17 protein-coding genes and 1 tRNA gene are annotated in these 20,349 nt (G+C 48.0%); 11 read left to right on the top strand and 7 right to left on the bottom strand.

Features of this window, described 5'->3' with window-relative positions:
* Window positions 1–2,235: CHAT domain-containing protein (locus AC2VDX_RS14370; protein ID WP_486928185.1), on the top strand; the 2,235-nt coding region annotated here is incomplete at its 5' end.
* Window positions 2,236–2,483: 248 nt separating this feature from the next.
* Here AC2VDX_RS14370 and AC2VDX_RS14365 read toward each other — a convergent pair.
* Window positions 2,484–3,299: an alpha/beta fold hydrolase gene (locus AC2VDX_RS14365; protein ID WP_378181896.1), complete on the bottom strand. Its 816-nt coding sequence runs from the start codon at window positions 3,297–3,299 to the stop codon at window positions 2,484–2,486.
* Window positions 3,300–3,527: 228 nt separating this feature from the next.
* On the bottom strand, window positions 3,528–4,250 hold the full coding sequence (locus AC2VDX_RS14360; protein ID WP_378181893.1) for a lysophospholipid acyltransferase family protein: 723 nt from the start codon (window positions 4,248–4,250) through the stop codon (window positions 3,528–3,530).
* Between the two features lie 355 nt (window positions 4,251–4,605).
* On the opposite strand from AC2VDX_RS14360, the gene metG reads away from it, so the two are divergent.
* From metG to lptC, 3 genes are all read left to right on the top strand, one after another.
* Window positions 4,606–6,249: a methionine--tRNA ligase gene (metG, locus tag AC2VDX_RS14355; protein ID WP_378181890.1), complete on the top strand. Its 1,644-nt coding sequence runs from the start codon at window positions 4,606–4,608 to the stop codon at window positions 6,247–6,249.
* Window positions 6,250–6,416: 167 nt separating this feature from the next.
* Window positions 6,417–7,025 carry a LabA-like NYN domain-containing protein gene (locus AC2VDX_RS14350; protein ID WP_378181887.1) on the top strand — a complete coding sequence of 203 codons (609 nt, stop codon included), beginning with the start codon at window positions 6,417–6,419 and terminating at the stop codon, window positions 7,023–7,025.
* Between the two features lie 29 nt (window positions 7,026–7,054).
* The gene (gene lptC / locus AC2VDX_RS14345; protein ID WP_378181884.1) at window positions 7,055–8,221 is read left to right on the top strand and encodes an LPS export ABC transporter periplasmic protein LptC; all 1,167 of its coding nucleotides are present in this window, start codon (window positions 7,055–7,057) and stop codon (window positions 8,219–8,221) included.
* Between the two features lie 53 nt (window positions 8,222–8,274).
* Here lptC and AC2VDX_RS14340 read toward each other — a convergent pair whose 3' ends face one another.
* Window positions 8,275–9,600, bottom strand: a complete 1,326-nt coding sequence (locus tag AC2VDX_RS14340; protein WP_378181881.1) for a D-alanyl-D-alanine carboxypeptidase/D-alanyl-D-alanine-endopeptidase — start codon at window positions 9,598–9,600, stop codon at window positions 8,275–8,277.
* 345 nt (window positions 9,601–9,945) lie between these two features.
* Here AC2VDX_RS14340 and plsX point away from each other — a divergent pair, with 345 nt between their 5' ends.
* The 6 genes from plsX to AC2VDX_RS14310 all read left to right on the top strand — a co-directional run bounded on the left by plsX (window position 9,946) and on the right by AC2VDX_RS14310 (window position 15,603).
* Window positions 9,946–10,977, top strand: a complete 1,032-nt coding sequence (plsX, locus tag AC2VDX_RS14335) for a phosphate acyltransferase PlsX (RefSeq protein WP_378181878.1) — start codon at window positions 9,946–9,948, stop codon at window positions 10,975–10,977.
* A gap of 127 nt (window positions 10,978–11,104) precedes the next feature.
* Window positions 11,105–12,103, top strand: coding sequence for a beta-ketoacyl-ACP synthase 3 (locus tag AC2VDX_RS14330; protein WP_378181875.1), 999 nt, complete (start codon window positions 11,105–11,107; stop codon window positions 12,101–12,103).
* A gap of 229 nt (window positions 12,104–12,332) precedes the next feature.
* Entirely contained in the window at window positions 12,333–13,220 is an 888-nt protein-coding gene (gene fabD / locus AC2VDX_RS14325; RefSeq protein WP_378181872.1) for an ACP S-malonyltransferase, read from the top strand.
* Between the two features lie 138 nt (window positions 13,221–13,358).
* Window positions 13,359–13,997, top strand: coding sequence for a lysophospholipid acyltransferase family protein (locus tag AC2VDX_RS14320; protein ID WP_378181960.1), 639 nt, complete (start codon window positions 13,359–13,361; stop codon window positions 13,995–13,997).
* 179 nt (window positions 13,998–14,176) lie between these two features.
* A complete protein-coding gene (locus tag AC2VDX_RS14315) occupies window positions 14,177–15,226 on the top strand; it encodes an AI-2E family transporter (protein ID WP_378181869.1) in 1,050 nt (349 codons plus the stop codon).
* Between the two features lie 74 nt (window positions 15,227–15,300).
* Window positions 15,301–15,603 carry a DUF2288 domain-containing protein gene (locus AC2VDX_RS14310; protein ID WP_378181866.1) on the top strand — a complete coding sequence of 101 codons (303 nt, stop codon included), beginning with the start codon at window positions 15,301–15,303 and terminating at the stop codon, window positions 15,601–15,603.
* On the opposite strand, the gene AC2VDX_RS14305 is transcribed toward AC2VDX_RS14310, so the two are convergent.
* From AC2VDX_RS14305 to gndA, 4 genes are all read right to left on the bottom strand, one after another.
* Window positions 15,542–16,135 carry a YdcF family protein gene (locus tag AC2VDX_RS14305; RefSeq protein WP_378181863.1) on the bottom strand — a complete coding sequence of 198 codons (594 nt, stop codon included), beginning with the start codon at window positions 16,133–16,135 and terminating at the stop codon, window positions 15,542–15,544. The genes AC2VDX_RS14310 and AC2VDX_RS14305 overlap by 62 nt on opposite strands.
* A gap of 227 nt (window positions 16,136–16,362) precedes the next feature.
* Window positions 16,363–16,436 (bottom strand) — tRNA-Arg (locus AC2VDX_RS14300).
* Between the two features lie 49 nt (window positions 16,437–16,485).
* On the bottom strand, window positions 16,486–17,637 hold the full coding sequence (locus tag AC2VDX_RS14295; RefSeq protein ID WP_378181861.1) for a tocopherol cyclase family protein: 1,152 nt from the start codon (window positions 17,635–17,637) through the stop codon (window positions 16,486–16,488).
* Between the two features lie 49 nt (window positions 17,638–17,686).
* On the bottom strand, window positions 17,687–19,183 hold the full coding sequence (gene gndA, locus AC2VDX_RS14290; RefSeq protein ID WP_378181858.1) for an NADP-dependent phosphogluconate dehydrogenase: 1,497 nt from the start codon (window positions 19,181–19,183) through the stop codon (window positions 17,687–17,689).
* A 231-nt stretch (window positions 19,184–19,414) separates the two neighbouring features.
* On the opposite strand from gndA, the gene AC2VDX_RS14285 reads away from it, so the two are divergent.
* Window positions 19,415–20,308, top strand: a complete 894-nt coding sequence (locus tag AC2VDX_RS14285; protein ID WP_378181855.1) for a Ycf66 family protein — start codon at window positions 19,415–19,417, stop codon at window positions 20,306–20,308.
* The last annotated feature ends 41 nt before the right edge of the window (window positions 20,309–20,349 follow it).

Below are 20,349 nucleotides of genomic sequence, written 5' to 3'. Positions count from 1 at the left end.
AATACTGGGTTATTAGATGCAACTTCCTCTGAAGGCTACGGGGGATGGATCGCCCTAGAAGCTTTCGGCAACGTTACCACAGGTAATGTGGAATCTTGGTCAATTAATAATGATGGCGGTGATATCTCTCTCTACAGTGACCAGGGAACGATTAATACTGGGTTATTAGATGCAACTTCCTCTGAAGGCTACGGGGGATGGATCGCCCTAGAAGCTTTCGGCAACGTTACCACAGGTAATGTGGAATCTTGGTCAATTAATAATGATGGCGGTGATATCTCCCTCTACAGTGACCAGGGAACGATTAATACTGGGTTATTAGATGCAACTTCCTCTGAAGGCTACGGGGGATGGATCGCCCTAGAAGCTTTCGGCAACATTACCACAGGTAATGTGGAATCTTGGTCAATTGATAATGATGGAGGAGCGATCGCCCTCAACAGCATTACGGGATCGATCGATACCAAAAATTTGTCTTCTGACTCGCAGAGTGGCAACGGGGGAGCGATCGCCCTAACGGCTAACAACGGCAATCTTACTACTAGTACCATCAATGCCCAAAGTCTGGGAAGTGGCACTGGAGGAACTGTGAACATTACTGCTGGTAAATTCTTTCGGGCTACAGGCACGTTTGCAGACCGCAACAGCCTAAATTCCAGCATTTCCACCGCTGGCGGAACCAACGGCGGTAACATCACCATCCGTCACAACGGCAGCACCACAACTCCCTTCATCATCGGCAATGCTACCCTCAACGGAACGGCTGGATCGATTACTAGCGGGGCAAGCAATACGATTGCCACAATCTTTTCAGTACCCGTACCGCCTGCCACTTACATCCAGGGCAACATTAAAATCATCACCTTCAGTCCGACTCCCGATCTGATTCCCGCTAAAACCCCCTCGCAGCCAGTCGAAATCCCACAGCAAGAGGCATCACAACCGCAGGGGACTACTGCGCTTTCCCCTCCAGGCAGTACCAGTCAGTCCCTAGTGGAAGTTGATTCTGCGTTGGCTCAAATTGACGAACCTTTCACCCAGGAATACGAACAATATCTGGGCGTGAACGATACCCCCCCGATGAGCCTTACCGATGCCCGTAGTACCCTGCAAGGCATCGAGGCATCCAGCGGGATCAAAGCGGCACTCATTTATGCCATTTTTATTCCCACAACTTTGACAGCAAATGAGGCAAAAAGCCCATCCTCCTCAATTCACCAGAATACGCACAGCCTAGAACCACAAAAAACAGAAAATCCTCAAGATCATCTGGAACTCCTACTGGTGACGGCAGAGGGACAACCGATTCGGAAACGACTTACGGGTGCAACACGGGAAAAAGTTCTCAAACTTGCTGACCAATTCCAGACGCAAGTGACTAACGTTAAAAGCTCTCGTGGCTACATAGCCCCCTCTCAGCAGATGTATCAATGGCTGCTAGCACCCCTAGAGAAAGATTTACAAAAACTCGGTATCCAGAATCTTGTCTTCCTCATGGATGGGGGTCTACGCACGATCCCCATCGCTGCCCTCCACGATGGTAAAGCGTTTATCCTTGAGCGCTACAGCGTTGGTTTGATGCCCAGCCTTAGCCTCACTGATACTCGCTACCAGAGTTTGAAAAATGCTCAAGTTTTGGCAATGGGGATCTCAACGTTTACGGATGAAAATCCTTTACCCGCAGTACCGAGGGAATTATCAGCAATTGTGCCCTATCTGTGGAAAGGCAAGTCCTTTCTCAATGAGGATTTTACTCTCAAGAATTTGAAGGCACAGCGTCAACAACAACCGTTTGAGATTGTACACCTGGCAACTCACGGAGAGTTTAATCCAGGTTCGCCCAGCAACTCCTACATTCAGTTATGGGACACCAAGCTGCGGCTCGATCAGTGGCGGGAATTGGGTTGGAATAACCCACCTGTAGAGTTATTAGTGCTGAGTGCCTGCCGCACAGCAGTAGGGAACGAGCAAGCGGAGTTGGGCTTTGCGGGATTAGCCGTGCAAGCAGGTGTGAAATCGGCGTTGGCAAGTTTGTGGTATGTCAGCGATGAGGGGACTCTGGGGCTGATGACAGAATTTTACGAGCAATTAAAAACAGCTCCGATTAAGGCAGAGGCGCTACGTCAGGCTCAGTTGGCGATGCTCAAGGGGCAGGTGCGGCTGGAGGGTGGAAAGTTGCGGACTCGCGGTGGGGATATCTTTTTGCCGCGAAGTAGACAAATCAAACCCATTTGAGTATTGGATTTCCACCCCAATTGCTAGGAATTGGAAATCAAGTCCTCTCTCATCCTTATTACTGGTCTGCTTTTACAATGATTGGCAATCCCTGGTAAAAGTCATTATTCCTTAGTAACAGCAAATGAATAATCCACCTCAAAAGCCACGCCCTCAACGCCGAGAACCCCTCTGCACGGGGGATAACTCAGCCGACAAAATGACAAGCTTTAATTTAGTTCTCTTTCTGAATGGCTAAGGACTAATCACTAAGAAACCGCCAATAGGGAAGCTTCATCCCGACGTTCTAAAAAATTTTCAGCTTTCATAATTGCATAGAGGTTGACATCAGCTTCTAAGAGACAGGCGTGACCGCTCTTCGGCAGCACTACCATTTCGCTGTCGGGTAGGCAAGAAGCTAAGCGCTTTGCTTCACTTACAGAGGGAAGTAGCCGGTCTGTGCCTCCGGCAATCACCAGGGTGGGTTGGGTGATGCGACGTAATTGGGAAGCATCAACATCAAAATCTCTGATCAGGGACAGTCGCCAAAGGACAGTTTTTGGGGGTACGGAGTGGATAGCGTCTAGAAGCGCACGGCGATCGCGCGGTGTAACCCGTTCTAAATGAGCCAAAAACGGCAATAACCACACCGATCCCACTCGGTAGAGGACTTCGGGTATCCAGCCACTCACCAGCGATCCCCAAGCCAGCAAAGGTCGCTGATTAAAGGAAGAAGCGGGGTTGATCAGAATAATTCGGTCAAATAGTTCGGGCGATCGCAGTGCTACTTTCATCGCCAAGCAGCCCCCAAATGACTCGCCGCACAGATAAACTGACCGTTGTGGTTGTTTTTCCACTTCTGCTTCAATCAGCGCTACCACTTGATCCGTGAGATCGTCCCATCTGGTCAAGTCATCGGCGGGGATTACCAAACAACGAATATCAAAGGCTGCTTCTAACCCCTCCGTTTGCGTTCGCAGCAATTGACCCGTGCCATCCATGCCTGGTAGGAACACAAACAGTGGGTAGTCTGGATTTAACAGCCTGGGGGTGAGAAAACATGGATGGCTTTTTACGTCTGGCATTTCGTAATATCCATTTAAAAACAACAGGTCAAAGATTTATTGCTTTCTTCGGAGCGGGTGCGAACGATTCGAGGACTCAAGGCACTTCGGCGAACAACTAGGGAAAGTCCCAATTCTTCAAGGTGACGACTACTGAGAGCGGACTGTGCCATTTGTCTACCCATAAGTCATCTGCCTCTAGACGTAGGTATTAATTCTTATTCTACCGCAGGCTCCCATACTTGTGAACTAATAACAAACCTGACGAAGTAAACCAGCAATTTCTTCCTGACAGTAATTGATAAGACTGGCAACAACAGTTTTGGCTTGCTTTCCTTGATATTGTTCCCGCGCTTGAGACGTAATCCAACAGGGACGCCCAATCAGGATGCTAGATCGACGGTAAACGACCATCGGATGCCAGCCTGCCTGTTTAAATAGGGGTTCGGAAGGGTCAAATAAACTTAATAATCGCAGGGGTACTGCTGAGTTATTGGTTTCTTCGTGGGAGGCGATCGCGACAGGTAAAATTGCCAAATTTTGCACCGGCGCGCGCAAAGCCAAATGGGCAAATCCCCGGTGAAAAGTTTTCATTTGATTCGGCTGGGTTAGGTTTACCATCGGTTGGGCACCTTCTGGAAATATCCCAACCACCTGCTGGGACTGCAACAGCCTAATCGCCTTGTTAAAGAAATCTTGCTGTCGGTGTTCTGGCGTCTCTAAAGGGAAACAACCTAGCTGATTGACAATCTCCCGCATCACGGGCACTTGTCCCATGTAGTGATGACAGGCAAAGCGAATCGGACGATTTAAAGCTGCCATCAGTATTGGCGCATCCATGACGCTGCGATGATTGCTCACCACTAAAACGCCACCTTCTTGAGGAACGCGATCCTGATGGTAAATATACATCTGCGTTCCCAGTGCCGAAAGCAGCAAGCGAGAAATCTGTAATGGGTTATCTGAAGACATGCTTTCTATAGGCTTTCTTGCAGGAAGCGCGATCGCTACAGCCAACAGGCAATCGGCTTGATTGTAAATGGCTAGAGTCGAGAGGGAGACTTCTCTAGACTCTTGAGTTAACTCTCCATTTTCTACTTAGCCTGGACTTTATTCGTTGACCAAAAGCGATCGGTCGCCCCAAAACTTAACTTTTCTTAATACAATTATTAACGTAACTTCCGCGCGTATACGAATCTCTTAGGGTAGAAATAATCAGTAAAGATTTTTTACAATTTTCAAGCAGTCAAAAAAAAGTGACAATTTATACTTATATTGCCAGGAGCTAAGTGAAACTCTCAAGACAAGATAACGAAAAGATACAAAATTGCAGCCCGAAGGATATGATCGAAAGCAAGAAAGGGGGTTGTTTTTTATATTTATGAGTGCTAACCATACAAGTAAAAATACATTTGCAATTACTACACCGCTGTATTATGTGAACGACGTACCCCACATTGGCAGCGCTTATACAACGATGGCGGCGGATGTGATGGCTCGGTTTGAACGACTCCGGGGGAAGTCCGTGCTATTGATTACTGGCACGGATGAGCATGGACAGAAAATTCAGCGCACAGCAGAAACGAAAGGGCTGGCACCACAAGCTCACTCTGATGAAATTGCGGCTGGATTCGATGTCCTTTGGCAAAAGCTCAACATCCAGTACGATCGGTTTATCCGCACGACCAACTCCCGCCACCACGCCATTGTCAAAGAGTTTTTCCTGCGCGTCTGGGAAAAAAATGACATTTATTTGGGGCAACAAAAGGGCTGGTACTGCGTCTCCTGCGAAGAATTCAAAGATGAGCGCGACCTCCTAGAAGGACACCGCTGCCCCCTCCACCCCAATAAAGAAGTCGAGTGGCGGGATGAACAAAACTACTTTTTTTGCCTCTCTAAGTACCAAAACCAGCTGGAAGATTTGTATCGCCAGCAACCAAATTTTATCCAGCCAGAAATTCGCCGCAATGAAGTTTTGAGCTTTGTCAGTCAGGGGCTTCAAGACTTCTCCATTTCGCGAGTGAATTTAGACTGGGGCTTCCCTGTACCCGTCGATCCCAGCCACACCATCTATGTCTGGTTTGATGCCTTGCTGGGCTATGTCACGGCATTGCTTGAACCGGATAGCGAACCAACGCTAGAGAATGCTTTATCCAAGTGGTGGCCGATTAATATGCACCTGATTGGTAAAGACATTCTGCGGTTTCACGCGGTTTATTGGCCTGCCATGTTAATGTCAGCTGGTCTGCCGATACCCGGTCGAATATTTGGGCATGGCTTTCTGACGAAAGACGGACGAAAGATCAGTAAAACGGTGGGTAATACTATCGATCCCGTCGCCTTGGTCGAACGTTACGGGGCTGAGGCCATTCGTTACTATTTTCTCAAGGAGATTGAATTTGGGCAAGACGGAGATTTTAACGAAACTCGGTTTATCAATATTCTCAATGCTGACTTAGCAAACGACCTGGGCAATTTACTCAATCGGACGTTGAACATGGCAAAGAAATACTGCAATGGCATCGTCCCTGATTGCTCAGCTGAAAACATCCCCGATAACACAATTAAAGCAATTGGCCTTGGTTTAGGCGATCGCGTAGCTCAAGCTTATGAATCTCTGGCTTTTAGCGAAGCGATCGCAGATATTTTCACTCTAATTCGAGCCAGCAACAAATTTATTGACGATCAAGCTCCCTGGACTTTATACAAACAGGGGCAACAGCAGGTCGTCGAACAAGTCCTGTATGCGGTTCTAGAATCTGTTAGACTAGCAGCTTATCTGCTGTCACCAATTATTCCCACCATCAGCAGTGACATTTACCAACAGCTAGGTTTTTCAATTGACTTTAATAACAAAACGTTAATAGATGTTTCGGCTGCGTTTTCCGCCCATGCCACTTGGGGAACACTAACTGCAAGACAAGCTTTAGGTGAAGCCAGACCGGTTTTTCCAAGGCTGGAACTTGCCTAAATAGTTTCGTCTTAGTAGCTAATAGCTGTTGGCTGTTAGCGGATTGATCCTTGGGTTGCTGCTACATACAAAAGTAAAGACTCTGGTACAGACCGCTCTCTCAAAAGCTAAAAGTTCATCAAAATCGCTAATTGCTTTTTTCATAAAAAAATCGAGGCATAACAATCATGTTGAATAATTTCAGCAGTAACGACTCTGTATTTACGCCAGAACAGGTTTTAGAAAATCGCGGTCGTGTAGCAATTTTCATCGATGGATCAAATCTATTTTACGCAGCACTACAGCTCGGTATAGAAATTGATTACACCAAATTGCTGTGCCGCTTAACCGCTGGGTCTCGCTTGTTGCGCTCTTTCTTTTACACGGGAGTCGATCGCACGAATGAAAAACAACAGGGTTTCCTGTTGTGGATGCGTCGCAATGGATACCGTGTCATTGCCAAAGACTTGGTACAGCTGCCGGATGGCTCTAAAAAAGCCAATTTGGATGTGGAAATTGCCGTCGATATGATGGCTTTAGTGGGGTCTTACGATACCGCTGTTCTCGTTAGCGGCGATGGGGATTTAGCTTACGCTGTCGATGCCGTTAGCTATCGGGGTGTCCGCGTGGAAGTGGTCAGTTTGCGCTCCATGACCAGCGACAGTTTGATCAACGTATCAGATCGATACATTGACCTGGATAGCATCAAAGAAGATATCCAAAAGACGCCCAGACAAAATTATACCTACCGTCCACTTTCGGGCATTGGCTTTATGGATGACCAAGAAGAAAGATAAGGCAAATTAGGAAAAAATAGGCAAAAGAAATGAAAAAAGTAGCTTCTCGCAAAAAATTATTTCTTTTGCCTATTTACTTTTTAATGTTCACTTTTTTAGTCACTGCTTGTAATACCGAAAAACGCACGGAAAAAAAATTGCAGAAAGATACTGCCTCCGTGACGGATTTCGAGGGAAGTTTGGTATTTCAAAATGTGACCCTGGATCAGGCAGATGAGCAGGGACGACCTTTGTGGAAAGTGAAGGCGAAGCAGGCGGTTTACACCAAAGATAAGAAAGCTGCTCGCATCCAAAATCCCAGCGGGGATTTGTTCCAAGATGGAAAAATGGTTATGAAAATTACTGCAAATAGTGGGGAAGTTCAAGAGGATGGTAAAAAAATATTTCTTAAGGGTCAGATTGTTGCCACAGACCCTCGGAATGGGGCAGTTTTAAAGGGGAATGAATTAGAGTGGCGACCGAAGGAAGACCTTTTGATAATGCGTCAAAATCTCGTCGGCACCCATCAACAGATGGAGATTATAGCGAAGGAAGGACGATATTTTAGTCGGTCGCAGCAAATGGAATTATTGGGTCAAATTGTCGCCACATCGAAAGACCCAGCGGTACAAATAAGAACCGAGCATTTAGTGTGGCAAATTCCCCAGCAGATGGTAATTGGCGATCGCCACATCCAGATTGACCGCTACACGGGCAATCGCGTGACAGACCAAGCAGTGGGAGACTCCGGTCAGGTAAACCTGAAAACGAAGACGGCAACGCTGACAAAGAATGTACAGATGACTTCTTTAGAGCCGCCGGTGCAAATCGCTGGGAATTCTGTCACTTGGAACTTAAACACCCAAATGGTTACGTCAGACCAACCCGTGAAAATTGTGCATCGGCAGCAACAAGTGACGCTAACGGGGAACCAGGGTCAGGTGGATCTGAAGGGAAAAGTGGCTCGTCTGGTTGGTGGCGTCCAAGGCGTCGGCAGTCGGAATCAATCCCAACTTTACGCCAATCAGGTGACTTGGAATATTCCGACTGAAGAATTCGATGCCCAAGGCAATGTAATTTATCATCAACAAGTTGACCCGCCGTTGCACCTGACGGGTTCCAGAGCAGTCGGCAAGTTTCAAGGTCAAACGGTTGTTGTCACTGGTGGTGGTGCTAGTGGCAGTGGTAGCAGGGTGGTGACGGAAATTATTCCTTAATCAGCGATAAAGCGTTAGTGGTAGGGCGGGCACAATTGCCCGCTGTAACTAAATTATCGTCGCGCCTGAAAGTCTGAGAGAATTTCATTGCGACTGGCGTCACCGAGAAATCCAGCAATATCAGGTCTACCCGTGCTAGGAAGAATCGCGGCTGGTAGAGTGGGGGCAACGCCCCATCGTTGCACGAGTTTTTGAAGTATTTGGTCTTGCTGTTTTCTGAAGCCATCGACATCGCCACCCCGGTTGATGATGGCAAAGCAAACCAGACCGCGATCGCGTGTCGGCATTACCCCGGCAAGGGCACTTACATCGCGCAGAGTGCCAGTTTTGATAATCGTGCCTGTGGGGATGTGGCGGGATACCATCGTTCCCCGGCGATCGCGTCCCGCTACCGGGAAGAGATCGGCTACCGTCAGCTGATGAGGTTGCAAGTAACTTTCAATCGCCGTCAGCATTCCGCAGACAGCGCGGGGCGAAATGCGATTTTCTACCCCTAACCCAGAGCCATTTACCAGCTGAATTTCCTGTTGGGGGACACCGGCAGAGGTAGCCCCTAACTGAGCGACGGCGGGTGCCCCCCCAAGAGATTTTGCCAGCATCTCCGCCATGTCGTTGTTGCTGTAAATGTTCATTTCCTTGAGGATTTGTGCCAACGACATTGAGCGATGGCGCAACAACAAAATTTGCTTGGGAATTGTAATTGACGAAACTTTGACAGAACCCGCGATCGCGATTTGTGGCTTCGGCGTTCCTGGCGGCATTAAGTTGTATAGATATTGGGCATCTCTGGGCCACGAGGTGGGGTTAAATGCTTGTTTGAACAGCTGACCCGCCAAATAAGGGTGAGATTGATAATTCATGTAAAAATCGCCCACAATCACCAAATTTCCGTTAATGCGGCGGATGCCCCGTTTATTTAAGGCATTACCCAGGGCGATCGCTTCTTCCCATACAAAAAAGGGATCGCCACTGCCATTAATCACCAAATCTCCCTGCAAAACCCCATTTCTCACTGGTCCGGTGGCACCAATTGAGGTTTCAAACTGATGACCCGGACCCCAAGTCTCCAAGGCAGCGGTAGAAGTCGCAATCTTGGTCAAAGAAGCAGCCGGTAAGGGAATATTTCCCTGGTGAGTTGCCAGCGGCATCGACCCCGACTGAATCCACACCCCTTGAGCAGCCGCCCCCATGCCTTTAGCGCTCCAGCCCTTCAAGTATTGCCGCATCGTGTTTTCAGCTACCGGGTCGGTCGCCATCGATAGGGAAAACAAGGGAACGCCCCGCCACGCTATCAGTTGGGCAGTATCTATCTCAGTTGTTTTCACCCCAGCCATAGTCATCCACAGCGCCACCAATCCAGAGCCAAATAATTGCAACATTCCTCACTTTCCTTTATTCGCTAAACAAAGAGCCTGCCGGATGTGCAAGCTACAACAAAGACCAAAGGCGGAAATCGCTTCCGCTAGAATGAAGATATTTTTTCGGGAGTCCGCGTATATGTAAAGCACAGGCAGGAAAAAAAAATGGGTAATGGGTTGAGCGAAAAGGGATAAACTCTCTGCGATCGCCAGTTCCCTATCTTTACCTATTTAGAAGTACCATTTTTTTTCACCCTTCTTTTATTCATCCTTGCTCCGTCCTCTTTCATCCTCCCGGATTGACCCGGTTTCTCCAGGAGTCATCGGGTACTGGTAGAATTTTTAAGGTTTATATCACTTTGAGCAATGGGATCGACTCGCGCACGGATCGCAATTGACGCTATGGGTGGCGACCACGCCCCCGCCGAAATCGTTGCTGGAGCGCTTAGGGCACAGGAAGAATTAGACGTAGAGGTTTTGCTGGTGGGCGATCCTCATCAGATTGAAGCTTCCCTAGGGCAACACACCAGTTCTCATCTTCCTCAAATTGTGCCTTCTGAGGGCACAATTGAAATGCACGAGGAGCCTCTAAGTGGTTTAAAACGCAAGCCCAAGGCTTCGATCAACGTAGCAATGGATTTGGTAAAACAAAAACAAGCCCAAGCAGTGGTCTCAGCGGGTCACTCAGGAGCCGCTATGGCATCGGCTCTGCTGCGACTGGGACGCCTTCGAGGTATCGACCGACCCGCCATTGGGGCAGTTTTGCCAACAATGGTAGCCAGTAAATCGGTGCTAATTCTCGATGTCGGCGCAAATGTCGATTGTCGTCCTAAATTTTTGGAGCAGTTCGCACTGATGGGATCGATTTACAGCCAGTATGTGCTGGGTGTAACCGTTCCCAAAGTGGGGTTGCTCAACATTGGTGAAGAAGAGTGTAAGGGGAACGATTTGGCGGTTCGCACTTACCAAAGGCTGCAAGAGAATTCACAAATTTGCTTTACTGGCAATGCCGAAGGGCGAGATGTCCTGACGGGTAACTTTGATGTGGTCGTTTGCGATGGTTTTGCTGGCAATGTTTTGTTGAAATTTGCTGAAGCGGTTGGTGAGGCGGTATTGCAAATCCTCCAGGAAGAGTTACCTCAAGGACTGCGCGGGCACCTCGGCATGGCTTTGTTGAAACCAAACTTGAGGCGGATTAAGCAGCGGGTAGACCACGCGGAACATGGCGGTTGCTTGTTGTTGGGGGTGGCAGGCATTTGTATTATTAGCCACGGTAGCTCCCAGGCTCCGTCGATTTTTAACGCGATTCGCTTGGCGAAAGAAGCTGTTGATAATCAGGTACTGGAGCGAATTCAGTCTCAAGATATCAGTGCTAAACAATCGGCAATCGGTGAATAGCGGCAAGTATGAAGGATGAAGGGTAAAATGTGACATTCCAGCGTCGATCGTTTAAAATTAATCGATTTAGCTAAAAGCTAAAATGCTGATAGCTGATACCTAAAGACCCCAGCAAGCATGGAGAGCAATGTTGCAACAAACAGGCGTCGGCGTCGCCATTACCGGAAGCGGCTCTGCGATCCCCTCAGTTTCCCTGGATAATCAAGGACTAACTCAGCTGGTAGAAACTTCTGATGATTGGATCGCCAGCCGCACGGGGATTCGTCAGCGGCGGCTGGCGGGTGAGGAGTCCTTAAGTGCGATCGCCACACTCGCGGCACAAAGAGCGATCGCAATGGCTGGGATTGCTCCAGAAGACCTGGATTTAATTATTTTGGCAACCTCAACTGCCGATGATTTGTTTGGGAGTGCCTCATCAATTCAGTTTCAACTGGGAGCATCCAAGGCGGTAGCTTTTGATTTAACAGCAGCTTGCTCTGGATTTGTTTTTGGTCTAGTCACGGCATCGCAGTTTATCCGCACCGGCGTCTATCAAAATGTCTTGCTGATTGGGGCTGATATTCTGTCGCGCTGGGTAGATTGGTCAGATCGGGGAACTTGCGTGTTATTTGGGGATGGTGCCGGTGCCATTGTCATGCAGGCGAGCGATCGCGATCGCTTACTGGGATTTGAACTCCGCAGTGATGGAACCCAGCACAAATCCCTCAACCTAGCCTACACGGCACAGCTCAAAGAACTGGTTCCTGGGATCAACGTCCAAGTTGGCACTTACCACCCCATTACCATGAACGGCAAAGAAGTTTATCGCTTTGCCGTGCAAAAAGTGCCGGAAGTACTGGAAAAAGCCATGTTTCGAGCAAGTATCAGCGTTGAACAAATTGACTGGCTGCTTTTGCATCAAGCCAATCAGCGCATTCTTGATGCCGTCGCCCAACGCTTAAAAATTCCTGCCGAAAAAGTCCTTAGCAATCTTGCTAACTACGGCAATACTTCTGCTGCTTCTATTCCCTTAGCGCTGGACGAAGCAGTGCGAGAAGGCAAAATTAAATCAGGAGATGTTATTGCTACTTCGGGTTTTGGCGCTGGTCTGACGTGGGGCGCAGCGATTTTCCAATGGGGCAGATAAATCAATTTTAGATTTTTAATTTTGCGGAGGTCGGAGTTTCTCCGCCTCCGATAATTTTCGATATGGAATCGGTAATGGGTAATGAAAGTTATGAATGTTAAGGATAAGTTTTGAGGCAAGAAAAAACTTCTTTAATTCAAAACTCAGACGCGATTTATTGCGTCTCTACAACTGAAAACTTTTCCCAATTACTAATCGCCAATTACGAATTACCAATTACCAATGACCAATGACAAAGACCGCATGGGTGTTTCCTGGGCAAGGTTCCCAGGCAATCGGAATGGGAGTAGATTTATTAGACTTGCCAGAGGCGAAGGCTAAATTTGAGCAAGCCGAGCAAATTTTAGGCTGGTCTGTACCAGAAATCTGTCAGAGTCAGGAAGATAAGTTATCCCGCACTCTTTACACCCAGCCCAGCCTGTATGTGGTAGAAAGCATTTTGGCGGATCGAATGCAAGCTAGGGGACACCAACCTAACCTCGTTGCCGGTCACAGCCTGGGAGAATACGTCGCTCTCTACGTCGCCGGTGTCTTTGACTTTGAGGCTGGGTTGCGTCTGGTCAAACGTCGGGCAGAATTTATGGATAGTGCGTCCGATGGCATGATGGCGGCTCTGATTGGGTTCGACCGCGAACAGCTGGAACAACAAATTCAGCAGACCCCAGACGTTGTATTAGCTAACGACAACAATTCCGCTCAAGTCGTTATCTCTGGAACGCCGGAAGCGGTGGAGGCGGTGCTAAGTCAGGTAAAGGTTAAGCGCGTTGTCCGCTTGAATGTGTCAGGAGCCTTTCACTCTCCTTTAATGGCGGAAGCTGCTGCCGAGTTCCAGGCAGTTTTGGAGTCGGTTCCGTTTAATTCTGCCCAAGTGCCAGTGCTGTCAAATGTAGAACCCGTCCCATGTGTGGACGCTGATATTTTAAAAGAGCGCCTCATCCGTCAGATGACAGGTTCGGTGCGGTGGCGAGAAATTTCCCTACAATTGCCGGTACAAGGAATTTCGCAGGTCGTGGAAATTGGCCCAGGGAAAGTTCTCACGGGTTTAATTAAACGCACTTGCCCCGATTTAACATTAGAAAACGTGGGTAGCGTTGCAGAGTTGCCGAACTCAGAATAAACTACGGCGACAGGGAAAGCGAGAGAGTGAGAGAATGGAAAAATTCCCTCCTTCCCCGATCGGACAGGGAACGAGAAAAACCAGACAAGGCGTTTAAAGGTTTACAGCGAGAGTACGGTGGATAGCGAATTGTCTAATCTGGGCAGAAGCCGCGAACCTGTTTCGAGTTTAGTTCTATACCACCTGTTTAAGTGGTCGGTGGTAAGCCCCGTGCTTCATGTTTACCTGCGAGGTCGTATCTATGGGTCTGAACAGGTGCCTCCGATTGGACCGCTTATAGTGGTTAGCAATCATGCCAGTGATTTTGATCCGCCGATTTTGGCCTGCTGCGTGCGGCGACCCGTTGCTTATATGGCGAAAGAAGAACTGTTTCGAGTCCCGGTTTTGAAGCAGGCAATTAAGTTGTATGGTGCTTACCCAGTGAAGCGGGGTTCGGCAGACCGGAGTGCGATTCGTTCGGCGCTGTCTCTTTTAGAGGAAGGATGGGCGGTCGGTGTCTTTTTGCAAGGAACGCGGACGCCAGACGCCCGGATTTCAGACCCTAAGCTGGGTGCGGCGCTGATTGCTGCCAAGGCAAAGGTACCGCTACTGCCCGTTAGTTTGTGGGGTACGGAGGCGATTTTTGAGAAAGGTTCGCTCGTTCCGCGTCCGGTGCCAGTAACGGTGCGAATTGGTCAGGTAATTGACCCTCCTAATTCGACAGACCGGAATGAGTTACAGGCGGTAACGCAAAAATGCGCGACGGCGATTCATACGTTGCACGATTTAGGTCGTTAAGGGATTTCCAAATACAAGATTTTCTTGGCAAAATTGAAACGTTGGGATGATGTACTTCCAGTTACGCTTTCTGTAGGATTAGGTTATGCCACCGCCTGGATATCCTGCTATTGCCTCCTTCAATGAAAAAATGAGTCAATCAGCCGGATTCTGGATTAAATCACCATCCTAAAAAGAAAATGAGCGAACCTTCTGCCAAGTATCTTTTGCAACGACTTAACAATTTGGCGTTGGTTAGATTTTTGCTTTTGGTTGCTTCAGGCTGGGCGTTTGTAAGAATTTTAGCTTACTTTGAAACAGTTATTGTCATTTTTACATTTGCAGCCATTGTCGCTTTTTTGCTGAGTTATCCCGTGCGATCGCTATATCGTTTTTTGCCCCACGGTGTAGCCGTTACTGTAGTCTTTTTTCTAGGCATGATCGTGATTGCTAGTCTTACTATCACAGTTGGCTTAACAGTTGTATCGCAAGGACAACAATTAATTTCTAGTTTAACTGCCTTTTTAAATTCTCTAATTCCTCTGGCTTATCAAATAGAAAAATTTCTTTTAAGATTTAATGTTCAAGTAAATTTGAGCATTATTCAAGAACAATTTCAAAATCAAATCGTCTCATCGCTGGGATTGGGCATTGGTTACAGTTTAACGACTATACAAGTATTTTTTGCTAATTTTCTTAATTTGATATTAATTGCCGTTATTTCTTTTTTCATGCTGCTAGATGGAGAAAAACTTTGGAAGTTTATTCTTAGACTTGTTCCCGCCCATTTACAAAATAGATTTACACTTGTAATTCAACGCAAGTTTCTCGGATTTTTTCGAGGACAGATGATTTTATGTTTATTTCTGACTATTACTACTTTTTTAGTTTTCTTAATTTTAAAGGTACCGTTTCCTTTGCTATTGGCAATTATTGCTGGATTATTCGATCTAATCCCTGGGATTGGAGCTACTTTAGGGGTTGGTATCGTTTTTGTTATTTTATTGTCTCAGAGTGTTTGGTTAGCCGTTCAAGTAGTAGTGGCTTGTATCATAATCCAGCAGGTACAAGACAATTTTATCGCACCTCGGATCATGCAAAATTCGCTTAATATTAATCCAGTTGTCGTATTTCTTGCCTTGCTAGTAGGTGCTAGAGTAGCAGGATTACTCGGAATTTTTATTGCAATTCCGATTACTGGAGTAATTGTCAGTTTATTTGAAATTGACGAAATGAAAGCAGAATCTTAGAGGAATGTCATGAGGAGTAGCAGCTTCTATAAAATAGATTAAAATAAAATTTACTGAAATCAAAAAACTAAAAAATGCAGGGTTTAAGAGCAGAATTAGCAGAATTGATAGATGAGGCTGAGTGGAACTGGCTGATGCCTCATGCGGAACGGGAGGCTGTGGTTATCGTAGTTCCAGAGCTGGACTTGCTGGATGTCGGGGTAGCGATCGCTAATGATGATGTTTCCTCCGTGCAGCACTGGATTGGCGAACAATTGATTTACAAGCCCTCGGAAGCTCAGAAACAAGATTGGAACGACAACAAAAACAAGCGATTCAGCGCTCTGATCGTGTCGCCTTATGTCTTGGTGCAAGAAACGGCAGCGATTCCTGCTTAATCTGATTTGATGACTGACCGAGGGTGGCTCCCGTATAGCCGGTAGTCACCCACAGAATGGCTCTGGCTCCATCACGAATTGATTTCTCAATCGGCTCTGGCGGGTTCCCCGAAGGCACGACGACCGGCTTCAGAGTAATACCCCGACTGCCCAAAACAATCTCTCCAATTACTCTGGCGCGGCGCATATGAAAGTCAGAGGTAATTAAATAGATGCTGGCAATCCCAAGGCTCTGCAACTCATCAACCAGTGTCGTGAAGTTCGTAACCGTATCCATCGCCTGATAGTCCAAATGCAGACGATTAGGGTTAACCCCAGCTTTGGCAAAAACCCGTTTAACGTAGGCTTTGTTAGTGCTACCCGAAGAAACCCAGATGGGCAAATCTGGGTTCTGACGAGCCAATTGAGCTGCCAACTTCTCTCGCTCCAAGGCTGAGGTAGAGCCACCCAAAACTAACATTGCCTGGGGTTTGACCAGGCTTTTTTCAACTTCCTTGTACCCAAACCACAGCGCCACGGGTAGAGCTAGCATTAGTAACCGAGAATATCTACTTTTAGAGCGCGAAGGCTTGGAAAACAAGTTTTTTTGTCGGCTAGAACCAATTTTCAGGGTCATCAATCAATTGAGAAAGCCGTGTTTAGATGGGAAGCGATACGCACGAAGAGCGATCGCTAACTCGTTAAAATTCCCTATCCCAGCTAGCGTCCACGTAGATACACTCCACTGGGCGAGTGACTGTATTAGAGAGTAGCAGACAACGGGACTGGCCAGGCTCGAACCGGCGACCTAGCGCTTAGGAGGCGCTCGCTCTATCCAACTGAGCTACAGCCCCAATTCTAAGGCGATCATAGCAGCCCTTGGGCAGCATTACCCAGCTGAATTTAAGTAGACCGCCAAGTTTCTTCCCAAGGGCCACCGCCTGTTTCCAATCCACATACGGAACTGTGAGCTTTCAGGATAATTTTAGATTTGTCGCCACGCAGTTGGCGCAGTTCCAGGTCAAGTTGACCGTTCATCGTGTCGCGACAACAAAAGATTAAACCCTTTTCCGTAGGGGCACGCAGGAGAGTTCCCGGTAGATTTGTCGTGGCGGTTAACTCAACCTCAAACTCAGAGTTACGGGCTTGCATTTGCCAGCTGCCCCAAGGCTCGATATTCCAACTTACCTTCGAGTTCCACGGTACAAATTCATAAAATTTGCCTCGATAGTGCAAGCCAATCATCGCCACCGATTCCATCCACCACAGCACCCCGCGTCTGCCTCCACCAGCAGTTAAGGCGAAATCGGATTCATCGTCAAAAGACCTATCAGTAAATTGATGTAGGCTGTTAGGAGGGCGTTGCTCTAAATCCCTATTAGGGATTGAAATAGGGATTGAAATGCAATTCAGCCAGAACCATTTTTGAGGAAAAGAGCGCCCCCAATTCTTTTCACCGTAGGCTGGGGCGTTGGTGAAGTCGTAGCGTTGTCCATTCCACTCAATCCAGCCAGTTGCCAGCCCGCGAGCCATCAAAATTTGCCATCCGGGTTCAAAAATGGGGAAAGAAGACAACCATCCGGCTGTTGATTGTTGTGGCTCATTTTGATTCCCCCATCCATCTACGGGTTTAATCTCATACTGCCAACGCGCTTGGGAACCCGTGCCCGGATCGTGTAAAACTCCCTGATGCCAAGTAGCGGTAGCTTGATAGCCATCTTGAACGTGACGCTCAAAAGCCTCTGGGGGAAGGTAGGTGGGTTTGGTTGATAAATCGGTTTTGCCCCAGTGTCCCAAGGCTAAAACGTCCCGCGATGCCCAAAATTTGTTGACATCAGGGAAAGTACGGCAAAGGTAACTATCTTCTGGTCCCAGAATTTGGGCAGCACCGCCGCTGTGGGGTTGATTACCCAAGGGATCTTCGATGGAGTACATGAAAGCAAAGGTATGTCCGCAATCTGGTAAGGTGACGCGGTAGTACCAACCTTCAAAGAATCGCTGGCTGGTGCCGTCCCAGTGGTAGCCACTGTGGGGAGTTTGTAAAGGATTTTGCATCAATTCAAGTTCCTAGTAGAGCGGGCAATGCCCGCCCTACTACTGCTATTTATGTAATCGTCGTGCGTACAGTTTCTGCAGGGTCTTGGGCTTGCAGTGGCTCAGGCGTAGAGGTTTGAATGGTTTCCTCGGCAACTTGAGTCCACTCGGTATGGAAGAAGCCTGCTTTGTCAATGCGCTCGTAGGTGTGGGCACCAAAGTAATCGCGCTGAGCTTGGGTAAGATTTTGCGGTAAGCGATCGCGTCGGTAACTATCGAAGTAATCTAGCGACGCGCTGAATGCCGGGACTGGAATCCCCAGCTTCGCCGACTGCGCCAATACCTCCCGCCAAGCATCCTGGCGATCCAAAATTGTCTGCTTAAACTCAGGAGCCAGTAGCAAATTAGGCAACTCTGGATTTTCCTTGAAAGCAGATTTAATCTTATTCAAGAACCCCGCTCGAATAATACAACCACCCTTCCAAATCCGGGCAGTTTCGCTCAAATTCAGGTCATACGAATAAGCCTTCGACGCCGCACTCAATAGCGCCATCCCTTGAGCGTAAGAGCAAATCTTCGAGCAATAGAGAGCATCCCGGATTTGGTTAATGAAGGTTTTGGTATCTCCCTCATACTTGCCACTAGGACCCGTTAATATCTCCGAAGCCGCCACCCGCTCCTTCTTAAAGGCAGATATGATCCGGGCATTCACCGCCGCCGTCATCGTCGGAATACAGATCCCCAATTCCAACGCACTCTGTACCGTCCAGCGCCCCGTACCTTTCTGTCCAGCCGCATCAAGAATCACATCGACCAGAGGCTGATGAGTGTCGGTATCCCTGTAGTTAAAGATATCCGCTGTAATCTCAATCAAATAAGAATTGAGTTCATCGGTAGTATTCCATTCGGCGAATACTTCGTGTAGTTGCTTAGCGTCTAGTCCCAACGCAGTCTTGAGCAAGTCGTATGCTTCTGCAATCAGCTGCATATCGCCGTACTCAATGCCATTGTGTACCATCTTGACGTAGTGACCGGCACCAGCAGGGCCGATGTAGGTGACACAGGGGCCATCATCCACCTGAGCCGCAATTTTCGTCAAAATTGGCTCCAGATACTCATAGGAGCTTTTCGTGCCTCCCGGCATCAGGCTAGGACCATTTAGCGCTCCTTCTTCACCTCCACTGACGCCCATCCCGATAAATCTGAACCCAGATGGCTCTAATTCGCGGGTGCGGCGAGCGGTATCGTCAAACAAGGAGTTGCCGCCATCAATAATGATGTCACCCTCATCCAGTAACGGTTTGAGCTGGTTAATCACCGCATCTACCGGCGCACCAGCTTTCACCATAATCAGGATTTTGCGGGGGCGTTCTAAGGATTGGACAAAATCTTCAATGGAATAAGCGGCATAGACATTTTTGCCCTGCGCTCGCTCAGCCATAAAGGCATCGGTTTTTTCTGGCGTGCGATTATAGACGGAAATGGGGAACCCATTGCGCTCCACATTCAGCGCCAAGTTCTCGCCCATGACCGCCAAACCAATCACACCAAAGCTCTGCTGTGTCATAAGATTCAATGTTCAACTCTGCAATGCTTTTGAACAGTTGCTTTTCCTTCAGAGTAGCCCGATATCCTGAGAGTTTCCCCTAAAGAAGATATTAAGAGTCGCAAGAGTAGGAAAGCCTCGTTCGCCAAAGAATCATCAAATTGAAACAGCAGATTTAGTTTTTATTTGTATCTAAGTCAACAATCTCTAGCAGAATTGAAACATAGACACAAGTTTTGGAGCATCCCCGAAATGCTGGCATATATCCTAGCGATCGCTGTTGCAGTTGGTAGCTTCGCCCTTTACATGGCGGCTTTCTTTTTCCCCGAAATACACCGGAAGAGTGATTTTATCTGGAGTGGGGTGGGATTGTTCTATGCCCTAGTTTTATGGGTGTGTGCTGGACGCATCACCGGCGGTGTGCTGCTAGGTCAAATCGCTAGCGTAGCCCTAGTCGGTTGGTTAGGTTGGGAAACCCTGACATTACGACGAAGTCTTACCCCCGCAGCGCAGCAGACTGAGATTCCTAGCCCCGAAGCCTTGCAAGAAAAACTGACCAATTTATCCATACCGCAGCGAGTAACAAGTCTATTTGCAAATCTCAAAGACAAAGCTCAGCAGACGGCAAGTAAAGTTACTCAGCGCCAAAGCAAATCGGGCACTGGAACGACCCCACCAGGGGCATCCAAGACGACACCTGCGCCAGCCACCGACACCGGAAAACCCCGTGTCACCGTGCTGGATAACCGGATACTGGATGAAGATGAGGATGAAACGGTGTTATTCAATCAACCACCCGTTTCACCCGCACCCTCTCAGCCCGAAGTGGTATCCATCCCATCTCAAGAAAGTGTCCAAGACAGAGACTTGGATGACTTGGAACCCCCAGCATCTGTAGAAGCAGCGACTACAGGGGAAACAATCACAACAGCACCCTCAGAGTGGGAGGCTAACCCAGAAAACGTGCCCGAACCAGTTCGCCCGAACCCTCCCGACCCCGAACTGGTGGAAGCCGCTCTGGAAGATGCTGAAGAAAAGCATATTCCGGCTTCACCTCCAGAAACTGCCGATTCACAAACGAGTGACTCAGCGAGTGGAACAGAGCAGGCAAATCAGCCGTTAGAAAATCCACCCAACCCAACTTGAAAATCAAGGCTAGGAGGATAATGAACCGCAAAGACGCTGCA

The sequence above is a fragment of the Coleofasciculus sp. H7-1 genome (assembly GCF_057473865.1).
This window is presented reverse-complemented; position numbering and strand designations above follow the sequence as displayed.